General features: G+C 56.1%; 16 protein-coding genes and 3 pseudogenes. 11 read left to right on the top strand and 8 right to left on the bottom strand.

Features of this window, described 5'->3' with window-relative positions; all coding sequences use genetic code 11:
* Positions 1 to 175: 175 nt before the first annotated feature.
* Positions 176 to 311, top strand: a pseudogene (locus ACIGHL_RS18975) (IS3 family transposase); the annotation flags it as partial.
* 247 nt (positions 312 to 558) lie between these two features.
* Here the strand turns inward: ACIGHL_RS18975 and ACIGHL_RS18970 are convergent.
* Positions 559 to 888, bottom strand: coding sequence for a hypothetical protein (locus tag ACIGHL_RS18970; RefSeq protein WP_080583081.1), 330 nt, complete (start codon positions 886 to 888; stop codon positions 559 to 561).
* A gap of 395 nt (positions 889 to 1,283) precedes the next feature.
* Between ACIGHL_RS18970 and ACIGHL_RS18965 the strand changes: the two genes are divergently transcribed.
* Positions 1,284 to 2,204 carry a cation diffusion facilitator family transporter gene (locus ACIGHL_RS18965; protein ID WP_014822259.1) on the top strand — a complete coding sequence of 307 codons (921 nt, stop codon included), beginning with the start codon at positions 1,284 to 1,286 and terminating at the stop codon, positions 2,202 to 2,204.
* 212 nt (positions 2,205 to 2,416) lie between these two features.
* On the opposite strand, the gene ACIGHL_RS18960 is transcribed toward ACIGHL_RS18965, so the two are convergent.
* Genes ACIGHL_RS18960 through ACIGHL_RS18950 form a run of 3 tightly spaced genes read right to left on the bottom strand, consistent with a single transcriptional unit; the run spans position 2,417 to position 3,994 of the window.
* Positions 2,417 to 2,878 carry a methyltransferase family protein gene (locus tag ACIGHL_RS18960; RefSeq protein ID WP_014822260.1) on the bottom strand — a complete coding sequence of 154 codons (462 nt, stop codon included), beginning with the start codon at positions 2,876 to 2,878 and terminating at the stop codon, positions 2,417 to 2,419.
* Positions 2,879 to 2,882: 4 nt separating this feature from the next.
* On the bottom strand, positions 2,883 to 3,563 hold the full coding sequence (locus tag ACIGHL_RS18955) for a DsbA family protein (RefSeq protein WP_074858845.1): 681 nt from the start codon (positions 3,561 to 3,563) through the stop codon (positions 2,883 to 2,885).
* Positions 3,560 to 3,994 carry a disulfide bond formation protein B gene (locus tag ACIGHL_RS18950; protein WP_181689983.1) on the bottom strand — a complete coding sequence of 145 codons (435 nt, stop codon included), beginning with the start codon at positions 3,992 to 3,994 and terminating at the stop codon, positions 3,560 to 3,562. The genes ACIGHL_RS18955 and ACIGHL_RS18950 overlap by 4 nt, the downstream gene beginning before the upstream one ends.
* Positions 3,995 to 4,203: 209 nt before the next feature.
* Between ACIGHL_RS18950 and ACIGHL_RS18945 the strand changes: the two genes are divergently transcribed.
* The gene (locus ACIGHL_RS18945) at positions 4,204 to 5,163 is read left to right on the top strand and encodes an arsenic resistance protein (protein ID WP_003292675.1); all 960 of its coding nucleotides are present in this window, start codon (positions 4,204 to 4,206) and stop codon (positions 5,161 to 5,163) included.
* A gap of 25 nt (positions 5,164 to 5,188) precedes the next feature.
* Here ACIGHL_RS18945 and tnpC read toward each other — a convergent pair whose 3' ends face one another.
* Positions 5,189 to 5,551: a Tn3 family transposase post-transcriptional regulator TnpC gene (tnpC, locus tag ACIGHL_RS18940; protein ID WP_003292676.1), complete on the bottom strand. Its 363-nt coding sequence runs from the start codon at positions 5,549 to 5,551 to the stop codon at positions 5,189 to 5,191.
* Complete coding sequence (locus tag ACIGHL_RS18935; protein ID WP_003292677.1) at positions 5,548 to 5,724, bottom strand: hypothetical protein; 177 nt, start codon at positions 5,722 to 5,724, stop codon at positions 5,548 to 5,550. Before ACIGHL_RS18935 ends, tnpC begins: the two co-directional genes overlap by 4 nt.
* Before the next feature lie 63 nt (positions 5,725 to 5,787).
* Between ACIGHL_RS18935 and ACIGHL_RS18930 the strand changes: the two genes are divergently transcribed.
* Positions 5,788 to 6,036: a hypothetical protein gene (locus tag ACIGHL_RS18930; RefSeq protein ID WP_101153433.1), complete on the top strand. Its 249-nt coding sequence runs from the start codon at positions 5,788 to 5,790 to the stop codon at positions 6,034 to 6,036.
* Positions 6,037 to 6,908: 872 nt separating this feature from the next.
* Here ACIGHL_RS18930 and ACIGHL_RS18925 read toward each other — a convergent pair.
* Positions 6,909 to 7,325 (bottom strand): annotated as a pseudogene (locus ACIGHL_RS18925) (chromate transporter); the annotation flags it as partial.
* Positions 7,318 to 7,518, bottom strand: a pseudogene (locus ACIGHL_RS18920) (chromate resistance protein ChrB domain-containing protein); the annotation flags it as partial. The pseudogenes ACIGHL_RS18920 and ACIGHL_RS18925, both read right to left, overlap by 8 nt.
* Before the next feature lie 348 nt (positions 7,519 to 7,866).
* Here ACIGHL_RS18920 and ACIGHL_RS18915 point away from each other — a divergent pair.
* The 7 genes from ACIGHL_RS18915 (at position 7,867) to ACIGHL_RS18885 (ending at position 18,014) form a co-directional block, all read left to right on the top strand.
* On the top strand, positions 7,867 to 10,230 hold the full coding sequence (locus ACIGHL_RS18915; protein ID WP_045423031.1) for a heavy metal translocating P-type ATPase: 2,364 nt from the start codon (positions 7,867 to 7,869) through the stop codon (positions 10,228 to 10,230).
* 567 nt (positions 10,231 to 10,797) lie between these two features.
* Positions 10,798 to 12,051 (top strand): TolC family protein, encoded by a 1,254-nt coding sequence (locus ACIGHL_RS18910; RefSeq protein WP_014822248.1) that lies wholly within the window; start codon positions 10,798 to 10,800, stop codon positions 12,049 to 12,051.
* Positions 12,048 to 13,499, top strand: a complete 1,452-nt coding sequence (locus ACIGHL_RS18905; protein WP_014822247.1) for an efflux RND transporter periplasmic adaptor subunit — start codon at positions 12,048 to 12,050, stop codon at positions 13,497 to 13,499. The genes ACIGHL_RS18910 and ACIGHL_RS18905 overlap by 4 nt, the downstream gene beginning before the upstream one ends.
* Positions 13,496 to 16,660 (top strand): efflux RND transporter permease subunit, encoded by a 3,165-nt coding sequence (locus ACIGHL_RS18900; RefSeq protein WP_045423040.1) that lies wholly within the window; start codon positions 13,496 to 13,498, stop codon positions 16,658 to 16,660. Before ACIGHL_RS18905 ends, ACIGHL_RS18900 begins: the two co-directional genes overlap by 4 nt.
* A complete protein-coding gene (locus ACIGHL_RS18895; protein ID WP_045423044.1) occupies positions 16,657 to 17,013 on the top strand; it encodes a copper-binding protein in 357 nt (118 codons plus the stop codon). The genes ACIGHL_RS18900 and ACIGHL_RS18895 overlap by 4 nt, the downstream gene beginning before the upstream one ends.
* A gap of 140 nt (positions 17,014 to 17,153) precedes the next feature.
* Positions 17,154 to 17,471, top strand: a complete 318-nt coding sequence (locus ACIGHL_RS18890) for a co-regulatory protein PtrA N-terminal domain-containing protein (protein WP_045423048.1) — start codon at positions 17,154 to 17,156, stop codon at positions 17,469 to 17,471.
* A gap of 312 nt (positions 17,472 to 17,783) precedes the next feature.
* Positions 17,784 to 18,014 carry a hypothetical protein gene (locus tag ACIGHL_RS18885; RefSeq protein ID WP_041015593.1) on the top strand — a complete coding sequence of 77 codons (231 nt, stop codon included), beginning with the start codon at positions 17,784 to 17,786 and terminating at the stop codon, positions 18,012 to 18,014.
* Positions 18,015 to 18,022: the final 8 nt, after the last annotated feature.

Genomic DNA, 18,022 nt, shown 5'->3' with positions numbered 1-18,022 from the left:
GCGGCGCAGCGGGCAGCAAAGCCTTTATAGCGTAGGTCTAATGCATCTAAGCGGTGAATAGAAAGGGTGCTCAGCGCTTAGTGCGTATGACTCCGCGCTACATACGCCTCCTCGGCTGATGGCTTTCACCCACGGTGAGCTGACGAAAAAAGATTATGCAAGCAGCGGCTGAGCTGCCCCGGGCGGCAGCACGGGCGATAGCTACGAAAACGCCCTGGCTGGACCGATCAGCGGGCTTTACAAGGCCGAGCTGACACCTTCAATCATGGACGAACCGCGAGGCCGTTGAGAGGGCGACCCTGACATGGATGCGTTGTACGCCACCAGCGTCTGTTCAGCCCAATCGGATATGCTCTTGCGAACGCTAATAACAAACAGATCAGGCGATAGCGGCCTGACTTAACGAAACGGCCTATAAAGGCCAGGGCGATTCGCTGGTAGCGATTTTGCGTGCAAGTGATGGACACAAAAAAGCGCCCCGAAGGGCGCTTAGAGTACAACTGCTACCAACGGAGCTTGGAAGCTGGCGGCGGCGGATATCGTTCGGATATTAAGTGGTTAGTCAGCTTTGGTTTCTTTTTTGATTTCCATGTTGTTCTGATCCTGGCGAATATCATTAACCTTCAACTCGCCTGCTTTTTTTTCGGCGGATTCGGTTCCGTGAATTCGCTTTTGATCTGCTCGGAATTTTTCATTAAATTTAATCGAGCGGTCGTAGCCATCTTCTGCATAAGACAATGCGGAGCCGAATATTACCGATCCAACAACAATAGCTTTCAACAGATTCATAGGGCAGTCCTCGCTAAATTCAAAGGTGTCTTGCTGAGCTTTATCGGTGAGCTCTACAGGTTCGAATGAATTTTGCGTGACTGAAGCTAACAGCAGCATGAGCGAAGCATTACATTATTGAAATGTAATGCTCCCATTGTGCAGTGACATGATCGCCTTGCTTCGTCATTTCAGCACCGAGGCGCACCAATCTGCAAGGGGCTTGAGCCTACGGCAAGAATGGTCGGAAGATTACATTATTGTCATCTTCAGGGCATGGCACCGCATAATCCATATCATTAGCGAGCAACGTCGTTTAGCGTCTGAGAGAGATCGACCTGTTATCGGCAAGTTAAAGACGATAACGCACGAACTTGCTCGAGAGTGGTCGCATTTTCTGTCAGTGTGGCTTGGAGGGCCCGATGGTATAGGCGCTAGTATTTTTATTATCTCTTATGGGCGGTCGTTTGGCTCCCCTATTTTTCTTACGCTAGTTTTTAAGGAGCGGTAAAAATATGGCTCACGAACATAACCATAACACCGAAGCCATGGGTGATAAGCGTTTAATCGCAGCTATTGGCGTTAATACTGCATTAACTCTGGCACAAGTTGTTGGCGGAATACTTTCTGGAAGTTTATCGCTCATAGCTGATGCGCTACATAACTTGAGCGATGCCGCATCACTGGTTATTGCGCTCATCGCACGTAAGATCGGCCGCAAACCGCCAGATGCTTTTAAAACCTTTGGCTACCGACGCAGTGAAACCATAGCGGCTTTGATTAACTTGGTCACGCTGATTATCGTTGGTCTCTACCTCATCTACGAAGCTATAGGTCGGTTTTTTGCCCCGCAGCCCATTGAAGGATGGACAGTGGTCGTGGTGGCGGGAATAGCCTTGATTGTAGATATCGCTACGGCTTTGCTGACCTACACAATGTCTAAGGACAGCATGAATATAAAGGCGGCATTCTTGCACAACGTGTCGGATGCGCTGGCCTCCGTCGGCGTCATTATTGCCGGAACATTAATCCTCCTGTATGGCTGGTATTGGACAGATACTCTCCTGACACTGATGATTGCTGGGTACGTGCTCTGGCAGGGCTTTAGCATGCTGCCTAAAACCATTCACTTGTTAATGGAGGGCGCACCAGAAGGAGTTTCCATCGCCGATATAATCAACGTCATGGAACAAGTAGACGATGTTGAAAGTGTGCACCACGTGCATGTTTGGGAAATCGCGGAACACACAACTGCATTGGAAGCCCACGTTGTCATAAATAAGGCTAATCTGCCTGATATCGAACGGGTGAAGACCGATTTAAAACGAGTACTCCATGAGCAATTCAAAGTCAGCCACTCGACACTTGAAATGGAGCTAGACGGCAGTGTTTGTATCGACACCAGGCAGGCCGACAGTCATCGCAGCGAAGCATAAGCCTGCTTTGCGCTCAACGCTGTTGCTAGGTAGTTAGCTCGATATCAACGGAGTGAACTTGCGACATCACTATTGGCGCTATGTCCTCTACCAGAGACATGTTAGCGGCATGTGGCCAAATCAGCTCTCACGAGGAGATTAGGCTAGGTCGTGGCTCCTTCGGCGGGCTGCAGCGACGAGCAAGCCCCGCCAGTCGCTACCGCCGCGGACGCTCAGAGCCAGCGGCGAACTCGTGCACGGTAGCGGGCAAATGATTCGCCGAACAATGCTTCCAGCGCCCACTCTTCAGCTGCGATCTGGAAACGGTTCATGTACAGCACGAAAGCAACCACGCCCAGCAGTGTTAGAGGTGAGGCCAAGGCCAGCGCCCAAGCCGCCAGAATAATGGCGAAGCCTAAGTACATGGGGTTGCGGCTGTAATGGTAGATGCCAGCCTCCACCAATGCCGAAGCCTGCTGCGGCTGCAATGGATTGACAGTAGTACGTGCGCGGCGAAACGACAGTACGCCGGCGAAACACACGCCGAGCCCCAGGAACAGTACCGGCAAAGCGAAGGTCAGACACGCGGTCCATGCCAGTTCGATGCTCGGCAATCTGGATCCCGACAACCCCATCAGCAGAGCGATCAGGCCCGCTACGAGCAGCGGTGGCACGCGGTTCTCCAGCGCGCTCATAGTGTCATTCCCGTGCCTTGGCCACTTCGCTGCTCACTAATCGGCGCAGCGGCTCCGGGCCGAACTCGCTGAGCGCACGACCATTTACAAAAAAGGTCGGGGTGCCACGAATCCCAACGGCCTTGACGTCCTGCATGTCCGTTTCAAGCACGGCGTTGACGCTAGGCGTATGCATGTCCTGGCGGGCCTGCTCCAAGTTCAAACCGACGCGCTCGGCAGCAGCCCATGCCTGCGTGACTTTGGGGTCGTCGTGCCAACCGGGCTGGGCCTCCAGCACGGCCTCCAGCACTTTTTCATGAAGATTTTGCTTACGCGCCGCCTCCAGCATCCGTGATACCTCTTCGGAGCCCTGATGGAATAGCACATAGCGCAGCACCAAACGCACATCTTCCGGGTTCTCGGCGAGTATCTGCTTCACATAGGGATGGAATGCGCGGCATGCTTCGCAGGAAGGATCGAAGAATTCGACGATGGTCACTGGAGCCTGCGCCGGACCAAATACTGGTGAGTGGAAGCGAACCAGTTGGCCGCCGTTCTGTTTGGGTTGTGTCCCGGTCTCTTGGGCGGTCGAACCGGGAGCCTGGGCCTGTTGAGGCGACTGCGACGGGGAATAGAAGAATGCGGCGGCAGCAAACACGGCCAGGACCACGACACTGGTGATCAAGACCACGGAACGGCGATTCATGAGGTGGTTCTCCGACGGATGAGAATGAGCAGGATGGCGATAAGGATAAAAGCGAACAAGGCAAGTGCCGGCAGGGGCACCACGCCGAAGAGGGTCATTCCGGCGCCTGAGCAGGATGGACCAGTGGCCGTGCAGGGCTGGATCGGCTGTGGAATCAGCCCTGCATAGAGCAGCGTGTGAACAAATGCCAGTGCCGCACCGATAGCGGTCAGCGGCAGGGCATAGCGCCAGACAGTAAAATCCGAGCGGTAGCAGGCGATGGCCAGGATCACCGCCAGCGGAAACATAAAGGCGCGCTGGAACCAGCACAAAACACAGGGTGGCTGGCCCATCACCTCGCCAATGAACAGCGCGGATAGGGTCGATACCAGTGCGACCAGCCAGGTTAGCAGTAGTAGATTCCAGGCCATGCCTGACGGTTGAGGCTTCATTGCGGTTAACTCCTGGCGATGGCGAGCACTTGCCTCAGACCCGCCATCCAGTTATTTCGAAACATCATGCATCCTCTTATCGGCAGGACTTGTTAGGACCGTTGCGGACTTCGCCCAACGGCAAAGCGAAAAGCAACCAGCCTCAACGCTGGGTTAAATCCGATGCCAGTGGGAGAATGTCGCCCTTGCGCAACAAGGGAAGATATCAGATGTCGCGGGACTGGCTGGAAGAACACCAGATAGCATTTTATTTCGCGGCGGTGGTGGCCGCTGCCATTGCAGGCCTGAGCTCTGCGCAATTCACCGGACTGACGGCCATGGCCATCACACCGGCGATTGCCGTGCTGATGTATGCCATGTTTCTGCAGATTCCTTTTTTGGAGCTGCGAGAAGCTTTTGCCAACCGCCGCTTCGTCGGTGCCTTGTTGCTGGCCAACTTCCTATTGGTGCCATTGATGGTGTGGCTGGTGACGTGGCCGCTCTCATCGAACAAGGCCTTGTTGGTCGGCGCGCTGCTTGTCCTGCTGACGCCTTGTATCGATTACGTGGTGGTCTTCACCCACCTGGGCAAAGGGGACTCTCGTCTGGTGCTCGCGGCGACGCCATTGCTGCTGTTGCTCCAGCTTCTGCTGCTGCCCCTCTACTTGCGGCTAATCCTTGGCCCCGAAGCCGGCACAGTGATCGAGCTGTGGCCCTTCGCAGAAGCCTTCCTGTTACTGATCGTCCTACCCTTGGTAGCGGCTGTGCTCACCGAATTTGGCGGACGCCGATCTCTGCTGCTTCGCGCATGGAGCGCAGGTTGGGCCTGGCTGCCAGTGCCTGCAATGGCCCTGGTTCTAATCGTGGTGGTGGGTTCGCAGATCGCGGCTGTCGTGTACCAACTCGACATCCTGGCGCCGTTGCTTCCGGTATACGGAGCGTTTCTACTACTCGCTCCGGCCCTCGGCGTACTCAGCTCCCGGCTATTTGGCTTGGAGGCTTCTGCCGCACGGGCAGTGGCCTTTAGCTCAGGCACTCGCAACTCGCTTGTAGTGCTTCCCCTGGCCCTAGCGCTCCCGGAGTCCATTCGCGCGCTGGCCGCGGCGGCTGTGATTACTCAGACACTCGTAGAACTGATTGGTGAATTGATCTACTTACGGGCGATTCCAGCCATGGTCAGAAACAGTTGAGCCTCGTCGAAATCGGCGAGAGCGCTCATGCCTCGTGCTGTGGAGCAAGATTGATCAGCGGCGCAATGATGAGCTGAGCGGAGCGCGCCCAAGAAACCAGTGCCTCAAGATCCATCTGTAGAGATTGGGCTTCTGTCCAGATACAAGCACTCTCGGCAGGCACCGTAAGAGCGATGCCCTCAACTATCGTCAGAGCCATCGCATGCAATCTCAGTAGCTCGTCGCGAATGGAGGTGATTCCACCAAGTTCCACCAAGCAGACGTCCAAGCGATCAACCAGCCGGAGCAGTTGAGAGGTGTCGAAGCTGTCGCGCAGGTTTTCCAACGCCACGGCGTCCACTTCGCCGTACGGTGTAAGGCGGAAGGATGCGGGAGGAATGTTGATCATGGCGTTTTCTCGGTATCTAGCTGGCTAGGTCTGATCACCCGCAGCGAGCCGGCAGCTTGTTGGAACACCGAGTCCTTGATCCAGGGCTCCGGTGGCCGGTTTAGCTTGAGGTTGAATTCGCCGAAGCGCTTGAGGTTGCTGGTCAGGTAGAGTGGTTGGGCCCCCTTCAGCATACATAGCGGAACTGGTGTAGACGACTAGCCCTGAGCTAGGCCTTGGGCTTTCAAGCAGCTCCAATGATCGGCACTGAAGTGCTAGGGAGCGGATTACTTCTAAAATTCTGGCTAACACGCTCACACTTAAAAACGCTTCTGGATATGCTGGAAAAAGGCAAGCCAAGCAGGCGAAAAATTGACACTAACTACTTTCAATACAATGGTTATTTCTTGGGATATAACTCTTCTAAAGATAATGCCGGTAAATACGGATTTGAAGAAAGCCCTGCTGAAATCAAGCAAAAAGTGAAAGAGCTTTTACTAATCTAGCTCGGTCGAACAAACTAGGTCTATTGCTCGTTGAGTGATCGTCTCTGAGCATTTTAACTGCTGCCGTTGCTGGCAGCCATGAGTCAAAAATTGCACTCAACGACAGGCAGCTTTTGGCCGGTTGTAGCCGGTCAGACGTCTAGCTCGGTCTGTTACATCAGCGTAGGTTCTGAACCCTTTCGAGATGAAACGCATGGTAAAGATAGCCGGTGCAGGCAGCAGATCTACGATCTGCCTTCCACCGCGCGGAAGGTCAGCTTGCGAAGTATTTATTCCTTTACCTCACCACCCGAGGTGCGTAGTGATCGCTTAGTGCGGCCTCGTACCGCCCTAAGCAAATTTCGCAAATTTATTTAGGTAAATTACTCAGAACCCAGACGTTGAGAGCTTGCCGCAGTTCTTCATTCATATTTGAGTATGCCTGCTGCAGCATAGCTATTAGTCTTTCTTTATCAGACATTTTGGGTAGCCAATCATCAATGCATAGATGATCCACATTACGCCCAATGCGGATTGCAGCGATAACTAGGTCCGCTACAGCTCGTGTGTGGTTTGCAGAGTATGCCGCATCGCCTACGAATTCTATATCCAAGCTCTTTAACAGCTTAGAGCATTCGAACACACCGACATCACCTAGAAAGGCTGTCGTATCTATTTCGCAACCCAAGCCACATATGAAGCCAGTTGAACGTCTAGACCTCTGTACAAAGAAAGTTTGTAGGAAGTGCCAGTCCCCAGTTCCTGCGGCAGACGGAAGGTTTAGAGCGGCAATCCCACTGAGATACCTGTTCCGCGTGGTTTGAGGGATAACAATGCTAGACATAAGATCGAATCCATCACTAGCGTCATGTTCTGATCAATGAAGCCTTGCGCATGGCGGTCACGGCGGGTTTGATCCCGTAGAACAGTCCGGCCACCACCGGCACATCCCCAAAAGCGATGTAGACCCATGACAGAGCGATCAGGATAAACAGCGAGGGCAGTACAAACAGTACCCCAGCAATCACGCCGCCCCAGGTACGGTGCATCAGCCAGCCGATATAGGTGGCCAACTGCTGGGCTTCCGGCCCCGGCAGCAACATGCAGTAGTTCAGTGCATGCAGAAAACGCCGCTCAGAGATCCAGCGCCGACGCTCCACCAGCTCCTGGTGCATGATCGAGATCTGCCCAGCCGGGCCGCCGAAGCTGATAAAGCCAAGTTTTAGCCAGAACAGAAAAGCCTGGAGCAGGCTGACAGGTTCAGCACGCGGCAGATCCTGCTCTGCAGGCGACAGTGTGGTCTCATTCATCAGCGGTCTCGTCTTTTACAAATGCCGCCAGCAACCCATCGAAGATACCGCATGCGGCCGTTAGCAGGCGGTCATCGTTAAGGATGGTTTCGCGCCGCCCGGCCAGTACACGTTCGATGCTGGCAGCCTCGGAGGGTTGAACACCACCAACATCCAGGTAATGCACCAAGGCCGCGACGCGGGCGTTAATGCCATCTAGGAAGTGAACGGAGGCTGCTTTTTCGCGGCTTTGTTCCTCCATCTCCGCAACATGAGAAGCATCACAATCAGCGCTACGAGGCGTAGCTGATCAATCCAGTCCCTTTATGCGAATCCATGTCGACGCACTGCCTTATAACGCATACGCGGAAATGCCGCCTTCCTAACAGCAAGTCGCCCTTAAGTGCCCGGCAAGCTTACAAAAATGTAATCAGCGCATCAGCTTTAGGTCAGGACGCTTTTCATATGGTGGCTGTCAGACTCAGCAAGACTGGAAGAATACTCCGTAACCGTCGGTGTACTTGCCACGTTCGCTGCTAACTAACTCATCCAAGGAGCTCGCATGTCCTCCTCGCATTGCCACCATCAGCCTGACCAAACGAAAGGATCAGCACCGCTCACAGACCCGGTCTGCGGGATGAAGGTGAAAGAGAACAGCGAGCATGAGCAGGATTACCAAGGAACCACTTACCGCTTCTGCAGCCAGGGGTGCCGGACCAAGTTCCGTTCTGACCCTGCTAGATATCTTGCTGCACAGCAGGCTCATGGGTCATCGCCTCAGGCATCCACGCCGCCCGCACAGAAGGCATCCGCCGGTGATGCAACGACCGAGTACACCTGCCCGATGCACCCTGAGATCCGCCAAATGGGTCCAGGTGATTGCCCTATCTGCGGGATGTCATTGGAACCTCTGATCCCTGAACTCGACGAGGAGGAGAATCCCGAACTCAAGGACTTCTCGAAGCGATTCTGGTGGTCTCTGCCCCTGACCGTAGCAGTAACCCTGTTGGCAATGGCGGGACATGCGATACCGCTGTTTCACGGCGCTAGCCAGAACTGGGTTGAACTAGCCCTTACGACCCCGGTTGTCTTGTGGGCAGGTTGGCCATTTTTCGTGCGCGGTTTCGCATCAGTTAAGCATCGCAGCCCAAACATGTGGACGTTGATCGGGCTTGGCACAGGGGCTGCGTATATTTACAGCATCGTAGCAACCGTCTTACCGAGCATATTTCCAGAGTCATTCACTGTGGGCGGCCGGATAGGCGTTTACTACGAAGCCGCAGCGGTCATCATTTCACTGACGCTTTTAGGTCAGCTGCTCGAACTGAAGGCCCGCTCTCAGACATCTTCCGCAATCAAGTCCCTGCTTGGCTTATCACCCAAAACAGCTCGCCGTATCGCCAAGGATGGTTCCGAGGAGGACATCCCGCTCACACATGTTCACGAGGGCGACCATCTGCGCGTTCGTCCTGGTGAAAAGGTACCCGTTGATGGAGAGGTATTAGAGGGCGAGAGCGCCGTCGACGAGTCCATGCTTACGGGCGAGCCCGTCCCAGTGACGAAGCGAGCAGGCGATGCGCTCATCGGCGCGACGATGAACACGAGCGGCTCGCTTGTCATGCGAGCCACCAGGGTTGGCTCCGGGACTATGCTTTCACAAATCGTCCAGATGGTTGCGAATGCGCAACGCTCCAAAGCACCCATGCAGCGAATGGCGGACACGGTTGCGGGTTATTTCGTGCTGACGGTCATTGGTATCGCCTTGCTGACATTCTTTGCATGGGGCCTGTTTGGACCCGAGCAGGGCTGGGTATTCGGCCTGATCAATGCAGTTGCGGTTCTGATCATTGCTTGCCCTTGCGCACTTGGCCTTGCAACGCCTATGTCGATCATGGTTGCCACAGGCAAAGCGGCTGGAAGCGGAGTGCTTTTCAGAGACGCAGGCGCCATCGAGAACGTCCGTAAGGTAGACACGCTGATTGTCGATAAAACAGGAACCTTGACCGAGGGCCGACCTGTCTTCGATCGGGCCATAGGCGTCACGCCGTTTGACTCGCAGGAAGTCATCCGTTTGTCTGCCAGCTTGGATCAAGGTAGTGAGCATCCCCTAGCCCACGCGATCGTAGACCATGCCAGAAGCGAAGGTATCCAGCTGGCGAAGCCAGAGACCTTCGAGTCAGGGTCAGGTATCGGAGTCCGTGGTCTGGTGGAAGGCAAGCAGCTACAACTAGGCAACACCGCGCTTATGGAAGATGCGGGTGTGAGCGTCGAGCCGTTGAGAGATCAGGCAGAAAAAATGCGCGAGAGCGGTACCAGCATTGTGTACCTGGCTGTTGATGGGGCACTTGCCGGCTTGCTGGCCGTATCGGACCCAATCAAACCGACTTCCAAGGAAGCTGTAGCGCGGCTCCAAGCGGAGGGCGTGCAAGTCATCATGGCCACCGGCGACGGGCTTACCACTGCCCGCGCGGTGGCTCGTGAGCTATCGATCGATGAGGTGCATGGCGAAGTGAAGCCGCAGGACAAGGAGGCGCTGGTGGTTAAGCTACAAGCCCTAGGTAAAGTAGTCGCCATGGCAGGCGACGGAATAAATGATGCGCCGGCGCTCGCCAGGGCTGATGTCGGCATAGCGATGGGCACGGGCACTGACGTCGCCATGAACAGCGCCCAAGTTACGCTCGTTAAAGGTGACCTGATGGGGATACTGCGCGCGCGCACGCTTTCGGTGGCGACGGTTCGCAATATGCGTCAGAACCTTCTGTTTGCCTTTATGTACAACGGGTTGAGCATCCCGATTGCCGCAGGTCTGCTCTATCCGTTCTTCGGACTGTTGCTGTCTCCGATGATTGCTGCCCTGGCCATGAGCCTCAGCTCAGCATCGGTTGTGTTCAACGCACTCCGGCTCCGTCAAACGCGTGTAGTTTGAAGCCTGTCGGCTTAGGCTTAGGCTTAGGCTTAGGCTTCGGTTGCGAAGCGACCGAAGCCTCATTGATTGCTCATGAATTGCCCCGTAAGCTGGAAATATGAAGTCCTACATGCGCTCCTTCCTTGTCCTGCTGCTAGTGCTCGCGCTTCCGATCAACGGGATGGCGCAATTGCTCATGCCGGTTGGGTCGTCAGCGCATCACGTAATGCCTGATAGGGTAGGCATAGAGGCTATGGCAGCCAGCCACGCGTCGATGGCTGGCGTCAGCGGCGCTGAGCCCGAGTGCTGTGAAGCGAATGAGCATGGAACGGCGACCGTCTGCAAGACGGGCCAAGAATGCAAAACTGCAAGTATCCTTCAGCTTGTCTCAATAAAAGCCCAGCTGATGCCTGCTGCTAAACCCGTGACCACTCCCTATAACGGCCTGATCCCCTCTAGCCTTTTAGACGCCGTCTGGCATCCACCCCGCGTCTAATTCCGATCAAATTATAGGAACCGCCCGAGTGAGCATTCGGGCCGGCTACCGCGCGCCTTTGGCTCGCATGAAAGATCAGGAATCCTTCGCAAATGAAACCCCGTATTTATTGGGCGCCGCCGTACGTGGCCGCCTTGATCATGGGCGCGCTCTCGTTTCCAGGGTTAGCGTCCGCTTTGACCTTAGAACAAGCTCTGAGCGTGGCCGAGCAAGACGCGCCTTCGCTGCATGCGCAAGCCGCCAACCTGGTGGCCGCACGCAGCGCTGCAATCCCTGCCGGCGAGCTTCCTGACCCTAAACTTAAGCTTGGACTGCAAAGCGTGCCCATCGAAGGTGACGCTCGCTGGCAGTTGGAGCAAGAGGCCATGACCATGCAAATGGTTGGGGTCATGCAAGATGTGCCAAACCGAGCGAAAAGGCGCGCTCGTGTCGAGGCCGCGCAGGCTAGTGTTGCGCTCGCAAACGCCCAGCAAACGGTTGAACGTCTCGGTGTGCGCCAAGCAACCGCCGAGGCATGGATCGCTAGCTTCGCGGTCGAGCAGAAGCTAAGCCTTTTCAAGCAGCTTTACAGCGAGAATCAGCTCCTTTCGCGGGCTGTTCAGGCCCGCATTGCTGGCGGCAGCGGACAAACCGCAGACAGCGTACTTCCGAGGCAAGAGGCAGCATTGCTGGCTGAACAAGAGGATGAGCTGCTGCGTAACCAGGCTGTTGCGCGGGCCGGCCTCCGGCGCTGGATAGGCGAGCTAGCAGGCCAGCCGCTTACAGGTGACTGGCCGCAATGGCTTGCCGCCGTTGATAACTATCAGCACAACCTGAACCGGCACCCGGCGTTACTCGCCTTCGACCCGATGACTCGTGAAGCGGAGGCAAAGGTTCACCAGGCCATCGCAGAGAAAACACCGGATTGGAGTTGGGGGGTCGACTACCTGCGACGTGGCCGTGAGTACGGCGACATGGTGAACCTCAGCGTCAGCTTCGACCTGCCGCTGTTTACCAGCTCTCGGCAGGATCCGAAGATCGCGGCCGAACGAGCTCGCCTTGCCCAGATCGAGGCTCAGCGCCAAGCGACCTTGCGCCTGTACAACCAAGAGCTGAGTACTGACCTCGCTGAGTATCAGCGTCTGGACCGCGCACTCATCCGCCTCGACAAAACCTTACTACCCCTCGCTGAAGAGAAGGTCCGCCTTGCCATGGCCGATTACCGCTCCGGAAGCGGTGAGCTGACCGCTGTGATCGAAGCGCGACGACAGCTTGTGGAGACCCGGCTACGGCGTATTGACGTCGCCCGCGATCGATCGTTGAGCAATGCCCGCCTGCATTTCGCCTTTGGAGATACCCGACCATGACATTCCAACACAAGCGGCTGGTACTCGCCTTCAGTCTGCCTCTGATGATTAGCGCTGCAGCGCTAATCGGTCTGCCTACCGCAGCCTTCGGACAATCGCCTGCAGAAGAAGACAAGGAAGTGCTCTATTGGTATGACCCTATGGTACCCCAGCAAAAGTTCGATAAGCCGGGCAAGTCGCCATTCATGGATATGGAATTGATTCCACGCTATGCAGATGAGGGAAGCGACGGGGCATCGATCAGTATCGACCCGAGCGTGACGCAGAATCTCGGCGTGCGCTTGGCAACCGTAACGCGTGAATCGATCAGCCAGTCGCTCGAAGCGACAGGCGCGTTGATGTTTGACGAGCGAGACGTGGCGGTTGTGCAGGCGCGTGCCGGTGGCTTTGTCGAGCGCGTTTACGACCGAGCACCGGAGGATGTCATCGAAAAAGGCGCGCCGTTAGCCGATCTTTTGGTTCCCGAATGGGCTGCCGCACAGGAAGAGTACCTGGCGCTCAAAGGGGTCGGCCAACCCCAGCTGCTCGCAGCGGCTCGCCAGCGGTTGCGCCTTGCTGGCATGCCGCCAGAAGTCATAGTGCAGCTAGAACGAACTGGTAAAGCGCGCCCCGTTTGGACAGTGACGAGTCCAATAGGCGGCGTGCTGAACAGCCTCGACGTTCGCGAGGGCATGACCGTACCCGCCGGCGCTACTCTTGCGCGCGTCAACGGGCTGGACACGGTTTGGCTAGAAGTTGCAGTACCAGAGGCGCGGATCGCAAATTTAGCGCCAGGGCAATCAGTAACAACGCGCCTGCCCGCTTTTGCGGGTGAAACGCTGGAAGGAACGATCCAGACGGTACTATCGCAGGCCAACCTGGATAGCCGCACTGTGCGTGTCCGGGTCGAGCTACCTAACCCGCAACAACGGCTTCGTCCCGGCATGACGGCCGAGGTGACGTTGAGTCGCAACGTCGAAGATGTCTTGGTCATCCCGTCCGAGGCGGTCATTCGCACCGGTCGGCGCGCATTGGTGATGCTGGCCGAGGATCAAGGCCGTTACCGCCCGATTGAGGTTCGCACAGGCCGGGAATTCGATGACCAGACAGAGGTGCTTGAAGGGCTGGAAGCCGGTCAGAAGGTCGTGGCGTCCGGTCAGTTTCTCCTGGATTCAGAGGCGAGCCTACGCGGGCTGACCGCTCAGGGTTTGGAGGAGCCTGCAACTTCTACAGAACCTGCGCTGCACGAGGCTGAAGGTACGATCGTCAGCCTGGAAGATGGCATGGTTGGCCTGTCGCATGGGCCGTTCAAGACGCTGAACATGCCTGGGATGACAATGTCCTTTCCGGTTGCAGATCAATCGCTCCTAACAAAGTTGCAGACCGGCGATCACGTCCGTGTCGGCGCGCGTGAAAGCGAAGAGGGCCTGGTCATTGAGCACATCGAGAAGCTGGGGGGCCAGCCATGATCGCAGCCATAATTCGCTGGTCAGTGGCCAACCGCTTTCTGATCCTGCTGGCTACTGTGTTCGCGGTGGCTTGGGGTGTCTGGTCGGTCAAAAACACCGCTGTTGATGCATTGCCAGACCTTTCCGACGTTCAGGTCATCATCCGCACGCCATACCCCGGGCAGGCGCCCCAGATCGTTGAGAATCAGGTCACCTACCCACTGACGACGACCATGCTGTCTGTCCCCGGCGCGAAGACAGTCCGTGGCTACTCCTTCTTCGGGGATAGCTACGTGTACGTCCTGTTTGAGGACGGCACCGACCTCTATTGGGCCCGTTCTCGGGTGCTGGAGTACCTGAGTCAGGTGCAGAGTCGGCTTCCCGCCGCCGCCAAACCCGCTTTGGGCCCTGACGCCACAGGTGTCGGCTGGATCTACCAATATGCTTTGGTAGACCGAACGGGCAAACATGACCTCTCGCAGCTGCGCTCTTTGCAAGATTGGTTCCTGCGCTATGAGCTCAAGACACTGCCCAACGTGGCGGAAGTCGCGCCCATAGGCGGGATGGTCAAGCAGTATCAGGTCGTACTGGATCCCGTGCGCATGGCAAGCAGGGGCGTGACGCAGCAGCAGATTGCAAAGGCGATCGATGAAGCCAACCGTGAAACCGGCGGGAGTGTTCTGGAACTCGCAGAAACCGAGTTCATGGTCCGTGCGACCGGGTATCTCAAGACACTCAAAGACTTTCGAGCCATTCCTTTGCGTCTCGACGGCGGCGTGCCAGTGACGCTAGGGGACGTTGCGCATATCCAGCTCGGCCCGGAAATGCGCCGGGGCATCAGCGAGCTTGACGGTGAAGGTGAGGTAGTCGGCGGCGTGGTGATCCTGCGGAGCGGCAAGAACGCTCGGGAAACCATCGCTGCCGTTCAGACCAAACTGGATGAGCTGAAAGCGAGCCTGCCCCAAGGCGTCGAAATCGTCACGACGTACGACCGTAGCAAGCTGATCGACAGTGCCGTTGAAAACCTCACGCACAAGCTCATCGAGGAGTTCATTGTCGTTGCGTTGGTTTGCGCGATTTTTCTGTGGCATCTGCGCTCGTCGTTGGTCGCCATCGTGTCGTTGCCGATCGGCATCCTGATTGCTTTTGTGATCATGCAGCGGCAAGGCATCAACGCCAACATCATGTCGTTGGGTGGCATCGCGATCGCCATCGGAGCGATGGTCGATGCAGCAATCGTCATGATCGAAAACGCCCACAAGCACATTGAGGCCTGGCACAAGCGGCATCCTGACTCCACCTTGAAGGGCCAGGAGCACTGGAAGGTCATTACTGACGCGGCTGTTGAAGTGGGGCCGGCATTGTTCTTCAGCCTGCTGATCATCACGCTGTCGTTCATTCCAGTGTTCACCCTGGAGGCGCAGGAAGGCCGGCTGTTCGGTCCACTGGCGTTCACCAAAACCTATGCAATGGCAGCCGCCGCGGGCCTGTCTGTCACGCTGGTTCCGGTGCTCATGGGGTATTGGATCAGGGGCAAAATCCCTGACGAACACCGTAATCCACTCAACCGTGGCCTCATCTGGATCTACAAGCCGGCCCTGGACGCGGTACTGCGCTGGCCCAAGATGACTCTGCTGGTGGCTGTTCTGGTCTTCCTGACAGGCTTGTGGCCGGCCTCTCGCCTTGGTGGGGAGTTCTTGCCCCCGCTGGATGAAGGTGACCTCCTTTATATGCCCACTGCGCTTCCAGGCCTCTCCGCTCAGAAGGCTTCTGAGCTACTGCAGCAGACGGACCGGCTCATAAAAACGGTTCCAGAAGTTGCACACGTGTTCGGTAAGGCTGGTCGAGCCGACACCGCTACCGATCCCGCCCCGCTGGAAATGTTCGAGACGACCATTCAGTTCAAGCCGAAGGATCAATGGCGCCCTGGGATGACGCCTGACAAGCTGGTTGAGGAGTTGGATCGCACCGTACAGGTACCTGGATTGGCCAATCTGTGGATCCCGCCGATTCGAAACCGTATCGATATGCTGGCGACGGGTATCAAGAGCCCGATCGGGGTGAAAGTGTATGGCACTGACTTGGCACAGATCGACAAAGCCACCCAGGCAGTGGAAAAAATCGCCAAAACGGTGCCTGGGGTCAGTTCGGCGCTTGCTGAGAGACTGACCGGCGGCAGGTATATCGATGTGGATATCGATCGTGTCGCCGCCGCACGCTACGGCCTGAATATCGCGGACGTGCAATCGATCGTGGCCGGTGCCATCGGTGGTCAAACCATTGGTGAAACCGTGGAAGGGCTCGCCAGGTATCCGATCAACCTCCGCTATGGCCGCGAGTGGCGCGACTCGATATCCGATCTGCGCAACCTACCGATCTACACGCCGCAAGGCAGCCAGATCACGTTGGGGACCGTGGCCAAAGTACAGGTGACCGACGGGCCGCCAATGCTTAAAAGCGAAAACGCAAGGCTGTCGGGCTGGGTTTACGTCGATGTTCGTGGCCGCGACATGGCGGCTGTGGTGGGCGATCTGAGGGAAAAGATCAGCAAAGGGGTCCAGCTCGAATCCGGCATGAGCATCAGCTATTCCGGCCAATTCGAATTCATGGAGCGAGCTAACGCGAAGCTGAAGCTCGTCGTGCCGGCTACCTTGCTCATCATTTTTGTCTTGCTCTACCTCACGTTTGGGCGCTTTGGGGAGGCGTTGCTGATCATGGCCACGCTGCCATTCGCCCTAACCGGTGGCGTCTGGTTCCTCTATTTGCTCGGGTACAACCTATCCGTAGCGACAGGAATCGGTTTCATCGCACTGGCAGGCGTTTCTGCTGAGTTCGGCGTCATTATGCTGCTGTATTTGAAGAACGCATGGACAGATCGGGTTAACGCTGGAGCCCATGGCGAAGGCGTACTGCTCGACGCAATCCGCGAAGGCGCTGTGCAGCGGGTGCGCCCCAAGGCCATGACCGTAGCAGTGATTATCGCCGGTCTGCTGCCCATCCTCTGGGGTAGCGGAACCGGCAGCGAAATCATGAGCCGCATCGCCGCGCCCATGGTGGGCGGGATGATCACCGCCCCTTTGCTCTCCCTGTTCGTTCTGCCGGCAGCTTACCTGCTGATGCGCCGCCGGCAATTGCGAGTTACCACCCAGCAAGCAACCAACCCCACTGGAGAACATCCATGAACATTAAGCACATCACCCTTGCCTCACTCTTCCTGGTGCCAGTCGCCTATGCCGCCGACAAGGAGCCAATGGACGGCATGCCGATGGATCACAAAGGCATGAACATGCCAATGGACCAGAAGTCGGCGGGACAGACCGCTACAGCCATCGGCACAGTCAAGAAAGTAAACACCGAGAGCGGCACCGTGACCATTGCACACGGCCCGGTCGAAGCGCTGGGTTGGCCTTCTATGACGATGGGCTTCAAAGCGAAGCCTGATCAGCTCCAAAAGTTGAAAGAAGGGGACCAGGTCGAATTCGAGTTCTCCTCGAAGGGCATGGATTCCACCATTACGCGTATCGAAAAACGGTAAGCACAGAAAGCGACCGCCGCAGACGCGGCGGTCGTACCAACAAAAAAATGAGCGATTACAGCTTTGTAACCTTGGCAACAGCTTCTTGTAAGTAGCAAGCCTTTAATCTACAGGCATCAACTAACCAAGAGGTGCAAACCATGAACCGTATAACCAAAGTAATCGTTCCTTTTATTCTGACCGTTGCGTCTTCTCTTGCAATGGCCGAAGGCGGAAGCGATCGGACAATGCATCGCCTAAATGATCCTGCAGGATCCAATCTCACTCTTAAAGAGCTTGTCAAAGAAGGCAAAGTGCTGAGCATCGCACCTGCAGGGGCGACCGGTACGACTGAAATGATTCAGAACTATCGGACTACTGCAAAAGTTCAGACATATGAAATGAAGGTAAAGACCCCAGACGGGGAGATTCATACGGTGGAATTTTTGAGCGCACCGGTAGGCGTAAACAACGGCTAACCTGCAAATTAAATATTCGAGGGTAATGATATGAGCAGCCTGTTTTCGAGAATGAAAAGTGTACTGCAGCGCAATCCGATCGTGACCGGTCTAACCGTAGCTGTGGTTGGCTACATGCTCCTGAACCAAAGCACTGGGGCGTTGGCAACGACGCTGCCAAGCCTGCTCTTTCTCTTGCCCTGCTTGTTGATGATGGTCGTATGCATGAAGCATATGTCTAGCGGTAAGTGCGACAAAGCCCAAGGAGCCCAACGTTGGCGAAAGCACCTTGTTAAGCAAGAGCGAATAACCCACTGAACTTGGAGATTTAACATGCGAAACACCATTACAGTAACAGCAATTGCAATCACCCTGGCGAGCGGACTGAGTTTCGCAGCGGCAGATAAAGCGGACCAAAGCCATTCAGAAACCGGCATGATGAGCGGCGACAAGCATATGGAAATGATGGGCGACATGCGTGGAATGATGAAAGAGTGTCGTGAAATGATGGAGGCGGCCAAAGCCGGCCACTCGCAAAATGGGGAAAACCCAGACGCTGCCTAGGATACGAG

Origin of the sequence: Pseudomonas sp. NPDC077451, from assembly GCF_044543345.1 — a bacterium.
GTDB lineage: Bacteria > Pseudomonadota > Gammaproteobacteria > Pseudomonadales > Pseudomonadaceae > Stutzerimonas.
The sequence above is the reverse complement of the archived record's forward strand: the minus strand, read 5'-3'. Positions and strand labels throughout refer to the sequence as shown.